The sequence below is a fragment of the Prodigiosinella aquatilis genome (assembly GCA_030388725.1).
Lineage (GTDB): Bacteria > Pseudomonadota > Gammaproteobacteria > Enterobacterales > Enterobacteriaceae > Prodigiosinella > Prodigiosinella aquatilis.
The window spans coordinates 4,067,072-4,085,974 of sequence record CP128857.1 but is presented as its reverse complement, the minus strand read 5'-3'; the positions used below and the strand labels follow the sequence as shown (position 1 = coordinate 4,085,974).

14 protein-coding genes and 4 pseudogenes are annotated in these 18,903 nt (G+C 45.5%); 8 read left to right on the top strand and 10 right to left on the bottom strand.

Going from position 1 to position 18,903, the window contains the following annotated elements; all coding sequences use genetic code 11:
• Positions 1-5: 5 nt before the first annotated feature.
• The 5 genes and pseudogenes from PCO85_19095 to PCO85_19075 all read right to left on the bottom strand — a co-directional run bounded on the left by PCO85_19095 (position 6) and on the right by PCO85_19075 (position 4,036).
• Positions 6-668 (bottom strand): amino acid ABC transporter permease, encoded by a 663-nt coding sequence (locus tag PCO85_19095; protein ID WJV53249.1) that lies wholly within the window; start codon positions 666-668, stop codon positions 6-8.
• A 74-nt stretch (positions 669-742) separates the two neighbouring features.
• Entirely contained in the window at positions 743-1,573 is an 831-nt protein-coding gene (locus PCO85_19090) for a transporter substrate-binding domain-containing protein (protein ID WJV53248.1), read from the bottom strand.
• 28 nt (positions 1,574-1,601) lie between these two features.
• Positions 1,602-2,516: an aminotransferase class IV gene (locus PCO85_19085; protein ID WJV53247.1), complete on the bottom strand. Its 915-nt coding sequence runs from the start codon at positions 2,514-2,516 to the stop codon at positions 1,602-1,604.
• A gap of 20 nt (positions 2,517-2,536) precedes the next feature.
• Positions 2,537-3,324, bottom strand: a pseudogene (locus PCO85_19080) (amino acid ABC transporter ATP-binding protein).
• Between the two features lie 25 nt (positions 3,325-3,349).
• Complete coding sequence (locus PCO85_19075) at positions 3,350-4,036, bottom strand: GntR family transcriptional regulator (protein WJV53246.1); 687 nt, start codon at positions 4,034-4,036, stop codon at positions 3,350-3,352.
• Positions 4,037-4,358: 322 nt separating this feature from the next.
• Here PCO85_19075 and PCO85_19070 point away from each other — a divergent pair.
• From PCO85_19070 to PCO85_19050, 5 genes and pseudogenes are all read left to right on the top strand, one after another.
• Positions 4,359-4,490: pseudogene (locus PCO85_19070) on the top strand (IS1 family transposase).
• 197 nt (positions 4,491-4,687) lie between these two features.
• Positions 4,688-5,407, top strand: coding sequence for a molybdate ABC transporter substrate-binding protein (gene modA, locus PCO85_19065; protein ID WJV53245.1), 720 nt, complete (start codon positions 4,688-4,690; stop codon positions 5,405-5,407).
• Positions 5,404-6,102: an ABC transporter permease subunit gene (locus PCO85_19060; GenBank protein WJV53244.1), complete on the top strand. Its 699-nt coding sequence runs from the start codon at positions 5,404-5,406 to the stop codon at positions 6,100-6,102. Before modA ends, PCO85_19060 begins: the two co-directional genes overlap by 4 nt.
• Positions 6,102-7,205 carry a molybdenum ABC transporter ATP-binding protein gene (gene modC / locus PCO85_19055; protein ID WJV53243.1) on the top strand — a complete coding sequence of 368 codons (1,104 nt, stop codon included), beginning with the start codon at positions 6,102-6,104 and terminating at the stop codon, positions 7,203-7,205. Before PCO85_19060 ends, modC begins: the two co-directional genes overlap by 1 nt.
• 29 nt (positions 7,206-7,234) lie before the next feature.
• Positions 7,235-7,552, top strand: a pseudogene (locus PCO85_19050) (phage portal protein).
• A gap of 359 nt (positions 7,553-7,911) precedes the next feature.
• On the opposite strand, the gene PCO85_19045 reads toward PCO85_19050, so the two are convergent.
• Both PCO85_19045 and PCO85_19040 read right to left on the bottom strand, forming a co-directional pair.
• Entirely contained in the window at positions 7,912-8,274 is a 363-nt protein-coding gene (locus tag PCO85_19045) for a type II toxin-antitoxin system HicB family antitoxin (GenBank protein WJV53242.1), read from the bottom strand.
• Positions 8,271-8,546: a type II toxin-antitoxin system HicA family toxin gene (locus tag PCO85_19040; protein ID WJV56141.1), complete on the bottom strand. Its 276-nt coding sequence runs from the start codon at positions 8,544-8,546 to the stop codon at positions 8,271-8,273. The genes PCO85_19045 and PCO85_19040 overlap by 4 nt, the downstream gene beginning before the upstream one ends.
• A gap of 350 nt (positions 8,547-8,896) precedes the next feature.
• On the opposite strand from PCO85_19040, the gene PCO85_19035 reads away from it, so the two are divergent.
• Entirely contained in the window at positions 8,897-10,762 is a 1,866-nt protein-coding gene (locus PCO85_19035; protein ID WJV53241.1) for an AAA family ATPase, read from the top strand.
• 254 nt (positions 10,763-11,016) lie between these two features.
• On the opposite strand, the gene PCO85_19030 is transcribed toward PCO85_19035, so the two are convergent.
• Positions 11,017-11,310 (bottom strand): hypothetical protein, encoded by a 294-nt coding sequence (locus PCO85_19030; protein WJV53240.1) that lies wholly within the window; start codon positions 11,308-11,310, stop codon positions 11,017-11,019.
• A 906-nt stretch (positions 11,311-12,216) separates the two neighbouring features.
• Entirely contained in the window at positions 12,217-12,753 is a 537-nt protein-coding gene (locus tag PCO85_19025) for a single-stranded DNA-binding protein (protein WJV53239.1), read from the bottom strand.
• 232 nt (positions 12,754-12,985) lie between these two features.
• Here PCO85_19025 and uvrA point away from each other — a divergent pair.
• Together uvrA and PCO85_19015 are read left to right on the top strand one after the other, a co-directional pair.
• A pseudogene (uvrA, locus tag PCO85_19020) lies at positions 12,986-15,819 on the top strand (excinuclease ABC subunit UvrA).
• A gap of 24 nt (positions 15,820-15,843) precedes the next feature.
• On the top strand, positions 15,844-16,263 hold the full coding sequence (locus PCO85_19015) for a secondary thiamine-phosphate synthase enzyme YjbQ (protein WJV53238.1): 420 nt from the start codon (positions 15,844-15,846) through the stop codon (positions 16,261-16,263).
• 94 nt (positions 16,264-16,357) lie between these two features.
• Here PCO85_19015 and PCO85_19010 read toward each other — a convergent pair whose 3' ends face one another.
• The gene (locus tag PCO85_19010) at positions 16,358-17,956 is read right to left on the bottom strand and encodes a sensor domain-containing diguanylate cyclase (GenBank protein WJV53237.1); all 1,599 of its coding nucleotides are present in this window, start codon (positions 17,954-17,956) and stop codon (positions 16,358-16,360) included.
• Between the last annotated feature and the right edge of the window lie 947 nt (positions 17,957-18,903).

Below are 18,903 nucleotides of genomic sequence, written 5' to 3'. Positions count from 1 at the left end.
TCTCCTCAGTACCGAACCAGGCGGTGCTCCGCAATTCTAAATAGCGTGCTCATCATCAACAGTGAAACGAAATAAATAAGTGCAACAGTGGTGTAAACCTCAAGAGGTCTGAAAGTCATACTGTTGACTCGCATAGCTTGGTACAGGACATCGGAGTAGGCCAGCGTGGATGCAAGAGAGGTTGTTTTCGTCAATTCGAACGTTCGCTCGATAAAAGGCCCGGCCATTCTCCGCGCTGCCTGGGGTACGATCACCCTGAACATGGTGCGAAAATGCGACATTCCTATAGCTTTCGCCGCTTCCCATTGTCCCTTCTCGACTGATTTGATTCCTCCTCGAAAGACTTCTGCATAAAAGGCGCCTGATTGGGTAGCCAAAGCGATAGTCGCTGCCCAGTAAGGCGAAAGATTTATTCCGGCTACCATTGGTAGCGCATAAAAAAACCAGAAGAAATGCACAAGTGGCGGCGTATTCCGATAAAACTCAACAAAAACCGTAGCCGGTGCGTTTAAGTATTTTTTAGGTGAAAGACGCATCACCGCAACAATGCACCCAACGACAATCCCGATTCCTACTGAGAGCGTGGCTAATTGTGCGGTGCCTATGATACCAGTCAAGAACATCTCACGATGTTGCCAAACCGAAGCGAAGTTCCATTGGTAATTCATGCAACACCTATAAACACGAGAGTTACAGTCAACAGTGCTGAACCCGCATAAGCGGCTCCAGCACTATGTTTTAATTACTTTTTAATGCTGGGAATCTTATTGGGATCCAAGCCCTTTGAGGCCATGTAGTCACTAAATACCTTCTGGACGAAACCTTCGTTATTCAGCTTTTGGAACTCGGCGTTTATGTAATGAACCCATACCTGATCACTTTCTTTACGTACACCAGCGCTGGTCGGCATTTCGACCACTGGTTCAGGGATTACCAGATTACCGGTACGGATATGTGATTGAGCAATCGCCAATGCAGGATGGTAGAAAGCAAACACATCAATTCGGTTCGCCATGAATGCCGCCACGGTTTCATCGGTATTGGAGAATCGCTCGATGTTCGCGTTAGGCAGGCGCTTAGTTAAATCCCGGTCGGTTGCAGTGCCTAATACAACACCAATACGGACCTCGGGCTTATTAAGATCTTCCCATTTATCTGCTTTCACACCCGTGCGAGCAAGGACGCCTTGCTTGTACCAGAGCAGCGGCTGCTGAGGGAAATCCAGCGCTTTCTTGCGCTCTTCAGTGGCGTCTAGCACCAACATGATATCGATCTGATTTGCCTGAAGCGCCGCGGCGGCATTTCCGTATGTAGTCTCGACAGGCATTAGCTTCACACCAAGGTCTTTCGCTATTCTCTCGCCGATTTTGTACCCTACGCCTGTCCAGTTACCGCTGATCGGATCTTTGTAGTACCAGGGATCACCTGAAGCCACGCCAATCCTCAGTACGTTGGCGCTTTTGACGTTTTCCAACGTATTATCAGCCGCTGAGGCAATGAGCGGCATGGCGGCTACGCAACACATGAGAAACACTCGCGCAGATTTTTGAAAAACGTTACCAATATGATTCATCGTGTTCCCATCCTAGATAAGCGATTAATTAGTTGTTGATGTAGCTCTCGTAAAGCTCACTCAGCTTGGCCGTCATCGGGCCAGGTTTACCTGCACCAATCCCTTTCCCATCGACCATTATCACAGGTGTAATTCCTCCAAGAGTGCCAGTCAGAAAAGCCTCATCGGCAGTATAAATTTCAGCGAGGGTGTAATCGCCGACGAATAGCTTGATGCCATTTTCTTCAGCGAGGCACTTAATGGTCTTATGAGTGATTCCGTTGAAATTGTATTTACCTGTGGATGTCCACAGCTCATCACCGCGCACGATAAAGAAATTGGTAGAGTTACAGCTGGCAACGAAACCATGTGGGTCAAGCATCAGTGCTTCATCAGCACCCGCATTGATAGCTTGAATTAATGCTTGAATGAGATTCAGACGGCTATGCGAATTCAGTCGTAAATCGAATACATCAGGTGCACTGCATCGGAATGTTGACGTGTAGAGTTTGATACCCGTCTTCTTCGATTTATCGATGACTTTGTATTCTGCGACAATGACAATGGTCGCCTGACCTAACGCGAAACGAGGGTCTTGATTTGGCGTGTGTTTTTTGCCACGGCTGATCATTAAGCGAACGTGAGCGCCATCAGTCATGTTGTTGACTTCTAACGTCTTCAAAATAAGACCTTTGAGTTCTTCCTTTGTGACGCCAATATCTAACTCGATGGATTTGGCGCCATCGAAGATACGGTTGATATGCAAATCAAACGATACGATTTTTCCCTTAACCAGCCTCACACCTTCCCAGACGCCATCACCCAGTACAAAACCGCTATCGAAAACTGAAACTGTCGCTTGGTTTTTAGGAACAAACTCACCGTTGATATAAACCAAGACATCATCATTGCGTGGGTCCGGCAAGTACGCCTGGGAACTGGTAGTGGAACGAGTGGTGCTCATATTGGATCCTTGAATCTGACTCAGAAATGGAAAGCGGTGAAGCGCTTGATAAATTCTTGGGTTTTCTCTTTCTGGGGGGACTTCAAAACCTCTTGAGGAGTGCCTGCCTCATGAAATTCTCCATCAGCGAAAAAGATAACCCTGTTAGCAAAATGATAGGCAAAACCCAGTTCATGCGTTACCAGGAGCATTGTTCGTCCCTCATCCGCCAACCCATTAATGACGTTCAGCACTTCACCCACCAATTCAGGATCAAGGGACGAAGTAGGTTCATCAAAGAGTAAAATCTCAGGTTCCATTGCCAAAGCCCGTGCAATTGCAACCCGTTGTTGCTGACCACCTGAAAGCCGGGTCGGATATGCATCGTTTTTTGAATTCAAGCCCACATTGCCAAGCTCACGGAGCGCGATTTCGCGCGCCTCGGCTTTGCTTTTTTCTTCACCTGTATAAGTCCTTCCATGACATTTTCTAACACCGTCATATGGGGAAACAGGTTGAATTGTTGGAACACCATCCCGACTTTTTTGCGTACCTCGCAGAGATCGCGCTCAGGATAGGACATGAATACTTCGCCATCGCTGCCGCGACCGGTCTCTTTTCCAATAACCTTTCCGTCAAGCTTGATCATGCCAGTAGTGGGTGTTTCCATGAAGTTCAGACAGCGCAGCATGGTGCTTTTACCTGATCCGCTCCCTCCGATGATGGCAATCCTGTCGCCTTTTTTAACGTCGAGATCTACGCCTTTCAAGACATGCAAATCGCCAAATTTTTTGTGCAGACAAGAAATGCTCATCAATGTTTCAGACATGATCTTTACCTGTTTAATTCGCTTGCTAAGGTTGATTCACGCTATCTGTATGGGCTTCCAAAGAGGTAACTACTTTTTCTAATCCTCTCTGGACGTGTTCGGAAATCTCGGAACGCATCAGCTCAAAATCATCACCACAAGCTAACGCTACATATTCTTCGTGAGCATCCAGTTTGGCCCCGGCGCGCCCGTGACTCTCTTGATGCATGGACCAATAGAGCTGAAGCTGTCCCGACAAACCGCGCCATACGTTAAGCAGCAGAGCATTGCCGCAACGTTCAAAGACCGCTCCGTGCAGGCTCAACTCAGCTTTTATCGCTTTGGCTTTATCGCCCGAGCGGATGCAGGTTTTCAACGCTTCGTTGCGCCGCAACAAGTCATCACAAAACATCTGCGTGCGCTTATGCCAAATGGTTTCGAATGCAAACGTTTCCAGCACTCTCCGCATACCGTACAAATCCCGCAAGCTTTGTTCGCTAAGGGTTTGTACGTAATAGCCACCAAAAGGCTCATTGATAATCAACCCTTCTTCTACCAATGCCGAGATAGCTTCACGCAGAGGTGCCCGGCTGATACCGAAATCTTTTGCAATTTGCGATTCGACAAGCTTGGCCCCAGGTTTTAGAAAGCCGCTCAGAATTGCTTCGCGCAAACGCTCGCCGACTTCGCTTCGCTTGGTGGGACGTTGTGCAATTGGAGAAATCATACTCATAGCTTGAATCCTTTTATCGTCGACTGTCGCCTGTCGACAATTTAATCAAAGCACTTCTCGTGCCATTTTTACCTAGACTTGATATTCGCAAGCTCATGTTCAGCCTTGATAGCGGATAATATTCTGGAAAATATGATTTTTTTAAATAAAGTTATTGAACTTGAATCGCGTTTAACGTTTCTTCTTCGCGCAAGAAAACCCCTCTACCCAAATCATTTGCACTACTTTGACGCTCCATGCGCCTGTTTAAAGCAGCATTATTCCTCATCTGTTTCGATAGGTAGTGACGCTGGTGGCATCACCATTTGGTTCAAGGGAGCCGCGTATTGAATGTCACCATCTGAACCTGGGACAGTATCTGGCAAGGCTAAAAAGGAAGTGTCGGTCTTTATCAACGTCCGTGGAAATGCATGAAAATGTCATCGGGTATTATTTAAACATCAATAATTATCAATATGTTGGCGTCATTATCTGTATTCCTTATGTCGTCTTTGTCCCATTAATGGTTTTTTTGTTGGTCTTATAGATATCACCGGAATATAGGTTAATATATAACGATCAATGTTGGCATGACGGTTGTGGATTCTGACATGACTGTTGCGACTGTTCGAAAGATTGGACGGATCAATCCAATCTTTTCTGGAACCTATCATGAAAAAAATATTTTTTGTCTTTCTTCTGTGCTGGATGAGCACACTACATGCTGAACCTTTTTTGTTGGCAGCGGGAGCGGGTTACAAGCGACCGGTGACCGACTTGACCCGGGCTTATGAAGCATCTACGGGGAATCGGATCGACGTGTTCTTCGGAAATATGGCCCAGGTTTCTGCCCAGATTAAGCAGAGCGGTAAGGTCGCTATGATTCTGGCCGATCAGGACTTTCTGCAGAAATTCAGGGGTATCGACATAGCGAAAACGATTGTGCTGGGTGATGGAAAGTTGGTGCTGGCTTACGCCAAAGGTAAAACCCTGAAGCAGGCTCAGGAGCTGAGTGATCCGGCCTGGCGTCGAGTCGCAATGCCAGAGCCTGCTAATGCTACTTACGGCAAGGCCGCTCAGGAGTTTTTGGTCAAGAGTGGGCTCGAACGTCAGATTCGAGACAAATTAATGAAGGTCTCGACCGTGCCTCAGGTTTCGGCTTATCTGATTAGCGGAGATGTTGATGCTGGTTTTATCAATCTCACCGATGCGCTGGGTATTCGTAAACAAATTGGTGGTTATATTGAGATTGACCCAGCAAGTTATAGTCGGATCCACATTACAGCTGCAATCCTAAAAGGTTGGGAGGGTAACGCGGGAGTGCATGCTTTTGCGACCTATCTGCAATCACCCTCTGCGCACGCGATTTTGGCCATGCATGGTTTGCAATGAGTTTTCTGCAAACGTTTTGGGATACCTTGTTACTGCCTGACGTACAATTTTCACTCGGTCTGACCTTGCGGGTTTTAGCGATAACGCTGGTTTTGCATCTGTTTGCCGGGCTGAGCTTGGGTTATTTGCTTAGCCGCCGATCCTGGCCCGGACAGGGATTGCTTGATGTGGTGGTGACTTTGCCGTTGGTCTTTCCGCCGATTGCCACGGGGTTCGCACTGCTTTTGCTGCTTGGGCGACATGGTTGGGTTGGACAATGGCTGGAGAGTATGGGGCAAAACGTCGTTTTTGCTCTGCCGGGAGTGGTGATCGCCTCATTTCTGGCTGGACTGCCGCTGGTGGTCAAGCCGGTCGAGGTGGCCATGCGGGAATTGAGTATCCGGCATGGAGAAGTGGCGAGGACGCTGGGCAAGGGCGAGATTGAAATCTTTCTACTGGTGCTGCTACCCAATTTGCGTATACCCCTTGCCACTGGGCTGATTCTTGGCCTGGGACGCGCTTTGGGCGAGGTCGGTGTCACGCTTATGCTGGGTGGCAATATCGTCGGTAAAACCAATACGCTGTCGCTCGAAATCTACAACGCCGTCTTCAGTGGGGACTTTAGCCGTGCCTGCGTACTGTCGGGTTTGTTGGGTGTGGTGTCTTTACTGGTTTTTATGGTACTTCGGAAACTGTCTTTCAGTAGGAGTCTGTGATGCTGCCAGACAGCGGTTCTTTTGACATTCCGGTAATTTCGGTTCGCGTGTGTGCTATTCGACCCGGCTTTACACTTGATGTTGACTTGCAGTTGCCTGGGCATGGAATTACCGCATTTTTTGGGCCCTCTGGTTCGGGCAAGACGACACTTTTGCGTTGTCTGGCTGGGCTGGAACGGGCCAGTGTGGCCGAAATTACGGTCAATGACGTGTGTTGGCAGGATGAGTTTCACTTTATGCCGACGCGTGAGCGGGCGCTGGGTTATGTTTTCCAGGAAGCGAGTCTCTTGCCGCATTGGTCGGTGCGCCGCAATCTGGCTTTCGCCCAGTCACGGGCGTTTTCCTCTGATACACGCCGACAGGCACTAGAAGAAATGGCTGAACGTTTTGGAATTGACCATCTATTGGAACGGGATCCGTCCACACTCTCCGGCGGGGAGCGTCAGCGCGTCGCTATTGCTCGTGCTCTGCTCGCTCAGCCTCGGGTGTTGCTGATGGATGAACCACTGGCTGCGCTGGATCAGCAGCGCAAGAACGAAATTCTGCCTTATCTCGAGCGATTGCATCGGGAACTCAGTATCCCCGTGATCTATGTTAGCCATTCACTCGACGAAGTACTGCGACTCGCCGATCACCTGGTATTGCTCAATGAAGGTCGTGTACAGGCAAGTGGAACATTACAGGCGACATTGGCGAATCTGGAGTGGTTGCGTCGGCCAGATATGCCAGTGCAGACCGTGATAGAAGGGCGAATCGTGGCGCATGAATCCGCAGATGGATTGAGTCGTATTGGTTTTGCCGGTGGCGAGCTGTGGGTGATGCAACGGGATCTGCCGCTTGGGCAGACGGTGCGTTGTGGTATCAATGCGAGTGATGTGAGCCTGTGCTGTGAACTCCCGGGTGCAAGCAGTATTCTTAATCGCTTGAAAGTACAGATCGTCGACATTACAGAGAGCCACCATCCCGCTCAAATGCTTGTTCGGCTTAAGGTTGGCGAGACGCACTTGCTGGCGAGTATCACCCAGCGGTCGTGTCGTTTGCTGGAATTATGTCCCGGGCAGTTTGTCTGGGCGCAGATCAAAACAGTGGCAGTGTTGGATTGACAATAACACGGTGCCCGCAGGCGATAACCAATAGCACTGATGTGGATAAGCTGAAGAGTTCATTAAAGAACGCACGCGGAAGAGGGGGGGCGTTTAAAAACCTGTTTGTGTATGCCGCAGGCGGGAAGAAAGACGGGCTGCAAATTCTGCCGTTCAGTGAGATCACTGCGAAAGATGAGTTTACCGGCATCAAGAATGCGACGCGGGATGACCTGCTGGCCGCACACCGTGTGCCGCCTCAACTTATGGGGATTATGCCGAACAATACCGGCGGGTTTGGCGATGTGGAGAAAGCCGCGAAGGTATTTGCCATCAACGAACTGACATCCATCATGGAAAGCCTCAAATAGTTAAACGATTGGCTAGGGATCGAGGTGTTGCGGTTTACACCGTATGCGCTGGCAACCTCGCGATAGTCTGTTAAAAACTTTCACGTCATCACCACAGCACAAACCGGGTGCACTGTATGACGCCCGGATTTTTATCACTTCAACATACCCCTACCAACCCCCTCAGCGCGCGAGGTCTCCCCCGCCACGCCCGCACATGAAAAGGGCGTGTTTTTGTGCAGTTTTGCAGAATGAGTAAACCCGCGCCGGGACTGGCGCGGAAGGGACGAAATAACATCAGAATTTTTGTGCACTGGTGTGCGGGATTTTGCAGTGATTTTCACAGGGAAAATAAATCCCGCCGGAGCGGGAGATCGTTACGCGTGTTTCATCCGTTCATTAAGCGCTTCGACAATAAACGCATTCACTGAAACCTGGTGTTCAGCAGCAGCAATGGTCAGCCGTTCCCCGAATGACTCAGGATAACGGAGGGTAAAGGTTTTTACTTTTTCCTCACGCTCGTAAGGCTCTATGCTGTTTTCCTGACAATCTTCCAGATATTCACGTAGTGAGATTTCCCCCTCACTTCTCAGCCCATTAATGCTATCGGCAACAAAATCACAATAGCCTGATAGACCAATAAACTTACCGCGAAACATCCCAATCTCAGGCACGTAACTAATAATAGCCGGTTGCCCGGCAACAACCATCGTATTTGGTGTATTGAGTGCTTTAGTCATGGTTTTACCCCTATACTTTCCAGCCATTCACGCAGGCTGACCACTGCGCCTTTATCAGTATCCGGTGACGGATGAGGACGATGGAACCGGGCAATACTCCCGTTCAGTAAAAATCGCACCCTCGATCCACTACCTTCTTTAATCTCACCGCCTAACGCAGTGATAAGTGACTCAACATTCGACCATTTAACGCCAGAGAGTACCGGTGTTTTGAAAATTTGGTTCAGCGTTTCCCGCTGTTTCTTTCTAAGATGGGCTATTTTTTCCTGCATTGCCTGTTCCATGAAGTCACTTTTTGAAGTCATTATAATAATTAGATGGGTGAAGTCAATTTATGAAGTCAAAAAATGTTATCTGTTTTGTTTAACTTAGTCATAACCGCCAGCCGTTCTGCTGGCATCATAGCCTGGTACTTCGCCGCCCGGAGTTCCGCTTGATACGCAGCCGATCGATATAGTCTTTACCAGCAAACGACGCACATGGAAAAGGGCGTGTTTTTTGCATCGATTTAGCTGGACTTGAAGCTTGGGAATCTCGATTTTTTTACTGAGTAGCGTATTGTTATACGTTAAGGGTCGACTGTATTATTTTTTACATAAAACATAACAAGATGGATTATAGTATGAAGATAAAATCGTTCAGAGTGAGAAATTATCGTTCGATATACAATGATATAAAAATAGATAATATAAATGGCACTGCCATTGTAGGACAGAATAATAGCGGTAAAACTAATATATTAAATGCACTTTTGATTTTCTTTAATGGAAAAAAAGATTCAAATCTTTACGATTACAAAAAAGACTTTCCTTCTGGGACATCTGGTGGACAGACTACAATGGCTGTGTCTTTTGAGTTTGATGATGATGAGTTTATTCCTTCTGGTGCAAAGAGTATAAACGAAGTGATTCCTAATACGGAACTTGGTGGTTTTGTAATTCCAGAAACTAGCTACGGCAGTCTAAGCGATGAAGAGGAAGATGAAGACGAAGACGAAAATGAAGTGTTAATGCATCCAAAAGAAGATAAGGGGCCACCCAAGAGGGGAAATAAACGAAAGCAAAATATGTATGATATTTACTTAGATATACATGAAATGCTCGAAGATTCTAGGACGATAAAACCACAAAAGGAATTCACTGTTTATCTAACCATATCAAATAAAAATAATTTCTCTTACTCTTTATTTAAAGGGTATAGAAGGAAAAAAGAAGCCACTTCTGCGAAATATACTTCAAAAGAAAGGAATTTTATAGATAAAATTTTCAAGAAATTCGACTGCATTTATGTTCCATCATCAAAAAGTATTGATGAAATGTATATTTCATTACTCGGACCTTATTTAAGAAATGAAATTGCCAAAACTATATCACCGCATATTAATTTAATTGAAACACGATTGAATGAAATTTCCAGTAAAATAAATGAAAACATGACGGCGTGTGGTATTAATGGATATGAAATAAAATTTAATATTCCCAATATGGATAATCTTGGTGATATATTTAGTAAGGTCAATATGTCCATAAATGATAATGTTGATAGTGATTTAAATAGAAAAGGTATGGGGATTCAGTGCTTATCATTATTCTCATCTTTTGGATTACTTTCCCAAGAAAATAAACAAAAAGGAATAGAGACTATCTGGCTTATTGAAGAACCAGAGTCGTACTTACATCCTTCATTAAGTCGTTCATGCCATGAGGTTTTAGTTTCTTTATCAAAAAATAGTTTCATTTTAATAACAACCCATTCTCTTTCCTTTATTAGTAATGATATAAATAAAGTATTAGAGATAGAGAAAAAAGGTCCTATATCAATAGCTAAAAAGCACACGAAAATATCAGACGCGGTATCTAGTATAAGAAATAATCTTGGTGTAAAGTTTAGTGATTTCTTTAATTTTTCAAGATTTAATATTTTCGTAGAGGGAGTAACAGATAAAGATTATTTGTCTTGGTTCTTATCCGAAATAAGCAAGCATGATGGATTCGGAGATGGGAAATGGGATGAATTAAAAGGAGCAACAATAACAGAATTTGGAGGAATACGCGCCTTAGTTGGCTTTGTTTTATCAAATTATAAAATAATAAATAATGAAGTTGCCTGTGCTATTCTTGCTGATGGAGATGAAACTGGAAAGGAAGAAATGGCAAGATTGCGCTCAAAACTTACTAATAAAGTGCAAGTTAGATTTGAAGCAAATAGAGACTATGTATCTGTAAGAACAGGCTTTGCTATTGAGGGGCTATTCCCGGATAGTTGGATAAATGAATGTTACGGAGATCACAAATCTTGGTTTGATGATTATAGTATCGATGCACAAGGAAGCCTTGAGCAATTTAGTATAAGAGATGAACACAAAAAATCTTTCTTCAAACTAATGACTAATCACCAGTATAAAAATCACACTGAATGGAGTGACAAATGGATAAATGTTGCCAATGCCTTAAATAATATACTGATAGATAAATCAAGTAAAATTTAAGATGTATTTCATGGCGCAATATCAATGTAAAAAATAAAACGCGCCATGCAATCTTTTAACATATAAATTTTATTAAATTATGACCTGCAATTATTCAGTGGCGACTCTATTGCTATCACAACAAAAATGCCTCATAGAAACGGTAGTGAATTATCACTTTATGAGTATGACAATCGATGGGAAAAGGCCAATGTTGGTGTTCTGGTTTTATGAATACCGTGCTACAGCAGGTTCATTTCCGTCTGTATAGGCAACTATGACTCGCAGCTTAATCTCCACAGTGCTGTAATCCGTTGCATCAAGTCCGAACTTGCAACCGGTTTTTTCACTGGCGCCCGATAAAAGCATCCGTCAGCCCGGACAATGTAGGGCTGATCGCCAAAGGTGATCGCGTGACCGGCTATCAGTCGCTGAACTTCACTTCGGCTGATATCCCAGCCCATTGACCGGGAGAAATCATTAATTTTTTCTGCCAACTCGCTCATTTCTGCGTTCACTGCAGGTATGGCGCGGCCTGACGTTTTGCTTTTACTGGACGTTTTTTCCATTCGGTTTTCGGGCATCTTTAGGTATGTGCGTGCGCCGGCAAGGTTTGGGCTTATACAATCCTGTATTTATTAGTTGAATAAGATTAATAATTCTGTCCACGCTCATTTCATCCATCGTAGTGCTATTTATTCCTCTCGTCATGGCTCCCTGATTAGAATAAATATTAGCATAGGCCTGTGCCCAAAGATCTTTATTACTGCACACGATTTTATGCAGTTTCTTGATCTTATAACTTTGTATACTGGATTTGTTTATACTACTTAGAGCATTGAGTGTTCTCTGTGATAGCACTGACTATCGAACCTCGCTTCTATTAGTATAGATACAGCTGACTCCTTTCCCCCTTACGAATATAATTTCATTGATAATTACTTATCAATTTATATATATTTTTCAGATTGGTTAGCTAATTGTGACTCTATTACAGAGCTACATTGGGTACTACGGAGTCTCCGTTACCATAGTGGTTAATTACTTAACCAACTTAGGTAATCTCATATTTCTTTGTAGTCAAGGTGCATCCCACTTAAGTTTCACTTACGTTCAATTACCACTCTCACCGAGCAGGTGCCAATATTGTTGGATATAGTAATCTTCTAAAAATAATTACTATAAATATTGGTATGACTCCTGAATAACCGTGAGCCATAGATATCCCGAAACCCACTATGAACTATGATTCAACCAATCAGGCATAGCCATATGGGATTTGCAATGGCTGGCGCAAAGTAGGTTATTTCCCCGCAACCAGCCTTTTCCTGACATGCTACACTCCCCTCCCTCTTTCGAGGTTCAAACCCATTGCTGGGCAAGGATAAGTCAGGTTTGCAATAGGCATTCCAACAGCCTATGGTTAACTCAATAACTGGAGTTAACCAATTGGTTTACAAAGAAAAGTGGCGCACCTAGAACGGAATATCGTCGTCAAAATCCATCGGTGGTTCGTTGCTGCTGGGTGCTGGCGTGTTTTGCGGACGTGGTGACGCTGCCTGTGCGCCACCGCTGAACTGGTTGGCGGCAGGTGGTTGCTGTGGTTGTCCCCAGCCACCTTGTTGTGGATTCCCGCCACCTGCAGGCGCCGCACCACCGCCCGCACGACCACCGATCATCTGCATGGTGCCGCCAACGTTGACCACCACTTCGGTGGTGTAACGATCCTGTCCACTTTGATCTGTCCATTTGCGGGTCTGAAGCTGGCCTTCAATATAAACCTGAGACCCTTTGCGGAGATATTCACCCGCGACTTCTGCCAGTTTGCCAAACAGTACTACGCGGTGCCATTCTGTCTTTTCTTTCTGCTCGCCGGTCTGCTTGTCGCGCCAGGCTTCGGAAGTGGCCAGGGTAATATTGGCTACCGCGCCACCATTCGGCATGTAACGGACTTCGGGGTCTTGTCCCAGATGCCCGAGAAGTATCACTTTATTAACGCCTCTGCTGGCCATGTTGGTGTCTCCTGATATATCGACTTTTAAAGTGTAAACGATAGATTCTAGCACGCCACTATAGTAGATAGTACCCGCGAGCTGTTATCCGAAAATTTTCCATTTATTGCACTTGTTGCAGTCTAATACTGGATATTCATTCAGTTTTTTTTGTGCCATAATCAGCCGTTTCATATTGGCTTGCTTTCGTCCAGAGAAGATGGAAACAGCGTTTATCGCGGGAAGAGTGTGAATGGATAATATCGAAGTTCGTGGTGCCCGTACCCATAATCTCAAGAATATCAACCTGATAATTCCACGCGATAAACTGATCGTCGTGACCGGTCTTTCCGGTTCAGGCAAGTCATCGCTGGCTTTTGATACCCTGTACGCCGAGGGACAGCGCCGCTACGTGGAGTCGCTTTCAGCTTATGCACGCCAGTTTTTATCCTTGATGGAAAAACCGGACGTCGATCATATCGAAGGGCTGTCACCCGCGATTTCTATTGAACAGAAATCCACTTCACATAACCCGCGTTCCACCGTCGGGACGATTACCGAAATTCATGACTATCTGCGTCTACTGTTTGCCCGTGTGGGCGAGCCGCGTTGCCCTGAACATGATATTCCGCTGGATGCCCAGACTGTCAGCCAAATGGTGGATAACGTACTGGCACAGCCGGAAGGCAAACGTCTGATGCTATTAGCGCCCATTGTGAAAGATCGTAAAGGGGAACATACCAAAACCCTGGAAAATCTGGCGACACAAGGCTATATCCGTGCCCGTATTGATGGCGAAGTCTGTGACCTTTCTGACCCGCCGAAGCTGGAACTTCAGAAAAAACACACCATTGAAATAGTGGTGGACCGTTTCAAAGTACGTGATGATCTGGCCCAGCGGCTGGCTGAATCGTTTGAAACCGCATTGGAGCTGTCCGGCGGCACCGCTATTGTTGCGGATATGGACGATGACGCTCAATCTGAATTGCTGTTTTCCGCCAATTTTGCCTGTCCGGTCTGTGGTTACAGTATGAATGAACTGGAACCACGTATGTTCTCTTTCAATAATCCTGCCGGAGCCTGCCCGAGTTGTGATGGCTTGGGGGTACAACAGTTCTTCGATCCGGCACGTGTAATACAGAATGCGGAACTGTCGTTGGCGGGGGGGGGCGATACGCGGCTGGGATCGGCGTAATTTTTACTATTTCCAGATGCTTCGCTCGTTGGCGGAGCATTATAAATTTGATGTCGATGTACCGTTTGAGAATCTCGATGCAGAAGTTCAGAACGTCATTCTTTACGGCTCCGGCAAGCAGTCCATTGAATTTAAATATATCAATGACCGTGGCGATACTTCCGTGCGTCGTCATCCGTTTGAGGGGGTGCTGCATAACATGGAGCGTCGCTATAAGGAAACGGAATCCACGGCGGTACGTGAGGAACTGGCAAAATTCATCAGCAGCCGTCCTTGCACCAGCTGCCACGGTACTCGCCTGCGTGAAGAGGCGCGTCATGTCTTTGTAGAACAGACCACGTTGCCACAAATTTCCGACATGAGCATCGGTCATGCAATGACCTTCTTTCGGAATATGAAACTGAGTGGCCAGCGGGCACAAATCGCCGAAAAAATACTCAAAGAGATTGGTGACCGACTTAAATTCCTGGTGAATGTCGGGTTGAACTATCTGTCACTGTCTCGTTCGGCAGAAACCCTCTCGGGGGGGAGAAGCCCAGCGTATCCGTCTTGCCAGCCAGATTGGCGCCGGATTGGTGGGCGTGATGTACGTGCTGGACGAACCGTCTATCGGTCTGCATCAACGCGATAATGAGCGTCTGCTGGATACCTTGATTCATCTGCGTAATCTGGGCAATACCGTTATTGTGGTCGAGCATGATGAGGAGGCGATCCGTGCAGCTGATCATGTCATTGATATTGGCCCCGGTGCTGGTGTTCACGGTGGACAAGTGATCGCGGAAGGTACGGTCGAGCAGATCATGGCGGTGCCGGAATCACTTACCGGTCAGTTCCTCAGTGGTGCGCGGAAAATCGATGTGCCGGAAACGCGTGTCCCGGCCGATCCCACCAAAGTGCTGAAGCTGATAGGTGCCAAAGGTAATAACCTGAAAGAGGTAACTTTGACATTACCGGTCGGGTTGTTCACCTGTATTACCGGGGTTTCCGGTTCAGGCAAGTCTACGTTAATCAACGATACTCTGTTCCCGATCGCGCAGCGACAATTGAATGGTGCAACGCTGGGCGAACCGGCGTCGTATCGGGAAATTCATGGGTTGGAATATTTCGACAAGGTGATTGATATTGACCAAAGCCCGATTGGTCGTACTCCACGTTCCAACCCGGCAACCTATACCGGCATTTTTACGCCGATTCGTGAACTGTTTGCTGGCGTGCCGGAATCCCGCAGCCGGGGATATAACCCTGGTCGTTTCAGTTTTAACGTGCGGGGTGGGCGTTGCGAGGCTTGTCAGGGTGATGGTGTTATCAAAGTGGAAATGCATTTCCTGCCCGATATTTATGTGCCGTGTGATCAGTGTAAAGGCAAGCGCTATAACCGCGAGACGTTGGAGATTAAATACAAGGGCAAAAGCATTCACGAAGTGCTGGATATGACGATTGAAGAAGCTCGTGAATTCTTTGATGCCATTCCGGCACTGGCTCGCAAGCTGCAAACGCTGATGGATGTCGGGCTGTCCTATATCCGTTTGGGGCAGTCGGCCACCACGCTTTCAGGGGGTGAGGCACAACGTGTCAAACTGGCGCGTGAACTGTCGAAGCGTGGCACCGGGCAAACACTGTATATTCTGGATGAGCCTACTACTGGCCTGCATTTTGCCGATATCCAGCAATTGCTGGCGGTACTGCACCAGTTGCGAGACCAGGGCAATACCATCGTAGTGATCGAGCATAATCTGGACGTGATCAAAACAGCCGACTGGATTGTCGATCTCGGTCCGGAAGGCGGCAGTGGCGGCGGTGAAATTCTGGTAGCGGGCACGCCGGAAACGGTGGCGCAGTGTGAGAAATCGTATACTGCACGTTTCCTGAAGCCGATGCTGGAACGTCCGTAAATTGATTGTCGGCAGGGGTGTGATATGTGGATACAACACGAAATTCGTCTCAAGCTAAAAGGCAGAGGGTTTCATCTGATTACCGATGAAGTGTTAGCGCAAGTCGGTGAAATCAGGCAAATCAATATCGGCCTGATGCATGTGTTTATCAAGCATACCTCTGCATCATTAACTCTCAATGAAAATGCCGACCCTACCGTGCGAGCGGATTTTGAACGTTTTTTCAATCATCTGGTGCCGGAAGATGCGCCCTATTATCGTCACACCTATGAAGGTAGCGATGACATGCCCGCACATCTTAAGGGTAGCTTGCTGGGTAATAGTCTGAGTCTTCCCATCCGCAATGGACAATTAAATATTGGTACCTGGCAAGGGATTTACCTGTGTGAACATCGTAATCACGGTGGTAATCGTACGCTGGTGGTGACGTTGCAGGGTGAGTAACCTGGCATTGACGCGAGAAACGATAGTGGTCGTTAAAAAATTACCCAAATAGATCTCAATATGTATTAATGCGAGATGCTGTGCGGTGGTGAGATCAAGAATATGTTGGTGAGACATCATCAGAAATATACCGAACGACGACTCTATTCCTGCCGTCTTTTTTGGCTTGATATAGGGCGGTGTCCGCGGTTTTAATGGCAATATCGAATGCGGATTTGTCAGGATTGAACGTCGTAACGCCAACAGAGATAGTAATATGCTTACATCCCGGAAATTGATGATTTTCCACATTGTTTCGTAGACGCTCGGCAATTAGCGCTGCAATGTGAATGTTTGTCCCCGGCAGCAACATTAAAAATTCCTCGCCGCCGGTACGACACATAAGGTCTATCTTCCTCGCGCTGGAGCGAATGAGTCGGGCTAACAGCCGGATAACTTCATCACCTGTACTATGCCCGAAAGTATCATTCACATGCTTGAAATGATCGATATCAATAACGATAGCGGAGACGGTTTTATTTTCTAATAAAATCATATCAATACTATCATGCAGCCCACGACGGTTTAATAACCCGGTCAATGGATCGGTGTGTGCTTCGGAGCTGAGGCGTCCGATACGTTTATGTAGCAAAACCGTTCCTAACAGAATAACGCGCTTTAATTGTTCGACTTCGAAATACCAGGAGGGGACGGATTTGATTTTGTCGATAACACCAGGCTCATCCATTTTGCTGGCGGACATGGCAAGATGGCGCAACGGGCGGGCAATATAGAATGCAAGAATAGTGAGAATCAATAATGTGAGAATGACGACAGGTGACCCCACTTTTAATATATTGAACATCACGTCATTAAGTGGAGCAATGACTGACTGAGATGATTGTAAAGTGATAATGGTCCAACCAGAGCTTTTTACTCTGGCAAATCCTGCAAGCGCGGGTGACCTCCCTTGACCGCTCGGCATAAGAAATGTGCCTTTATCGTGCACGAAAATAGTGTTTCTGACCTGCTCGTCAGTAATCGCTTTTCCAATATACTGTTTGTTGTGGTTATAGATGATAATTCCGTTTTTATCAACTACATAGATATTGTGCGTGTCATTCGAAAATTGGGTGTTCATAAACTCGTTGAGAATTCTACGGTTGTTAAGATAGATGGTCCCACCGATATATCCAACCTGATTACCCTGCTTATCTTTAATTGGCACCGATATAAAAATGATATAGTTACCTGTCGTGGAGGTATATGGTTGGCTGATAAAGAATTTTTTTTCTTTAAGGGCAAGTTGACTTGTATTTGATGTAAGTGTTACTCCCACAAGATTTAATTCTTTCGGGGATGCCGCTATGACGGAATTTCTATTGTTAACAACCACGACCGAATTGAAATTATGACTCAGTTGACGGATACGCTCGACTTCAGATTGTAAACTTTTTTCATCGTTATAATTTTTTTCGATTAATTGTGCGCTGTAGGTCAATTGCTCTCTAGAGGTAGAGAAAAAACTTTCGACTGTTGTCGATAACTTGAATGAGTAATTCAAGTTGAAATTAAATATTTGATCTGAAAGTAATTTTTTCTGTACTTTATAAATTGAAAAATAGCTATTCAATAATGTGATGACTATGCTGGCTATAGAGATAGCTAATATCAGCCATAACAAGTTTATCTGAAAAATCTTTCTTATTCTCATTTATCGTCAACCGACTTGTTATAAATAATAGATGTGGAACCAATGATAATTGCATGGCTGATTAGTGTGCTAAGTATTTGCTGTGACTAAATAAATAAAGTATTAGTCAATGTTTTACTTAGTGTCAATATGGGGGACGATAAATTTGTATAAATTGCGAGGGATTAACACCTGGGTTTAAAAATCTTATCCATTCTATTTGGCTATTGCTGATAATTGTTAAATTGTGGGCGGTATCTTATTGGCAATTATTATTGTGTGACAAGCGTTAGATGTGTGCTGAATTGGGTTGTGAACAATACGCCGTTTTAAAAATGGATAGTTCATATCGATATCTGCCTAAATTATAATCAGAAGTATTGATCTGTTTTTTCCTTATAAAATCAGATGGCTGTTATGGGATATACGCAATAGATTTCCATTCACCGACTATGCCTGAGGATGGGTTATCAAAGGCAGACAATAAAAAGTCGGATACAGATACGGATGTGTTAAACCGGGAGAAATTTTGTTGAGGTATGATGCCAGGTGTAATGATACTCCTTGCAAATAGGCCTCATATGGCTGCCATAATTTTTATAACACAGTGTCTTATGATTCTTGATCCTTCTGCCGATCGATCTGCTGTTTTTAATAGTTAAATCCTATTGCTTTGTGTTTTTTAAATGATTATAACGATCAAAAGATAAAGCTACCCTCCATATTGCCGATAGAGGGAATGGACAACGGAATGGATGGTGACTGTAGACGTGTGGCGAGGGCATTTCTATAAGAAATAGTGATTATCTATTCAGTATTATTTTTATATGTTTTGTGACGTTATTTTTTATAAGTCACGAACTGTGGAAAAGAAATAATTTTTTATGCTGAAAATAGCGGTGAGAATTATTTCGGGACAATGCTGCGTTGGTAACGTCGCCAATGAGCTACCTTTGAGTTTTTATGGG

Excerpts from the sequence above, each read along its gene's own strand:
- PCO85_19045 (WJV53242.1), bottom strand. The coding sequence starts at position 8,274 with ATGACTAAAGCACTCAATACACCAAATACGATGGTTGTTGCCGGGCAA.
- PCO85_19030 (WJV53240.1), bottom strand. The coding sequence starts at position 11,310 with ATGGAAAAAACGTCCAGTAAAAGCAAAACGTCAGGCCGCGCCATACCT.
- modC (WJV53243.1), top strand. The coding sequence starts at position 6,102 with ATGCTGCCAGACAGCGGTTCTTTTGACATTCCGGTAATTTCGGTTCGC.
- PCO85_19085 (WJV53247.1), bottom strand. The coding sequence starts at position 2,516 with ATGAGCACCACTCGTTCCACTACCAGTTCCCAGGCGTACTTGCCGGAC.
- PCO85_19035 (WJV53241.1), top strand. The coding sequence starts at position 8,897 with ATGAAGATAAAATCGTTCAGAGTGAGAAATTATCGTTCGATATACAAT.
- PCO85_19060 (WJV53244.1), top strand. The coding sequence starts at position 5,404 with ATGAGTTTTCTGCAAACGTTTTGGGATACCTTGTTACTGCCTGACGTA.
- PCO85_19090 (WJV53248.1), bottom strand. The coding sequence starts at position 1,573 with ATGAATCATATTGGTAACGTTTTTCAAAAATCTGCGCGAGTGTTTCTC.
- PCO85_19040 (WJV56141.1), bottom strand. The coding sequence starts at position 8,546 with ATGCAGGAAAAAATAGCCCATCTTAGAAAGAAACAGCGGGAAACGCTG.
- PCO85_19075 (WJV53246.1), bottom strand. The coding sequence starts at position 4,036 with ATGAGTATGATTTCTCCAATTGCACAACGTCCCACCAAGCGAAGCGAA.
- PCO85_19025 (WJV53239.1), bottom strand. The coding sequence starts at position 12,753 with ATGGCCAGCAGAGGCGTTAATAAAGTGATACTTCTCGGGCATCTGGGA.
- PCO85_19015 (WJV53238.1), top strand. The coding sequence starts at position 15,844 with ATGTGGATACAACACGAAATTCGTCTCAAGCTAAAAGGCAGAGGGTTT.
- PCO85_19095 (WJV53249.1), bottom strand. The coding sequence starts at position 668 with ATGAATTACCAATGGAACTTCGCTTCGGTTTGGCAACATCGTGAGATG.
- PCO85_19010 (WJV53237.1), bottom strand. The coding sequence starts at position 17,956 with ATGAGAATAAGAAAGATTTTTCAGATAAACTTGTTATGGCTGATATTA.
- modA (WJV53245.1), top strand. The coding sequence starts at position 4,688 with ATGAAAAAAATATTTTTTGTCTTTCTTCTGTGCTGGATGAGCACACTA.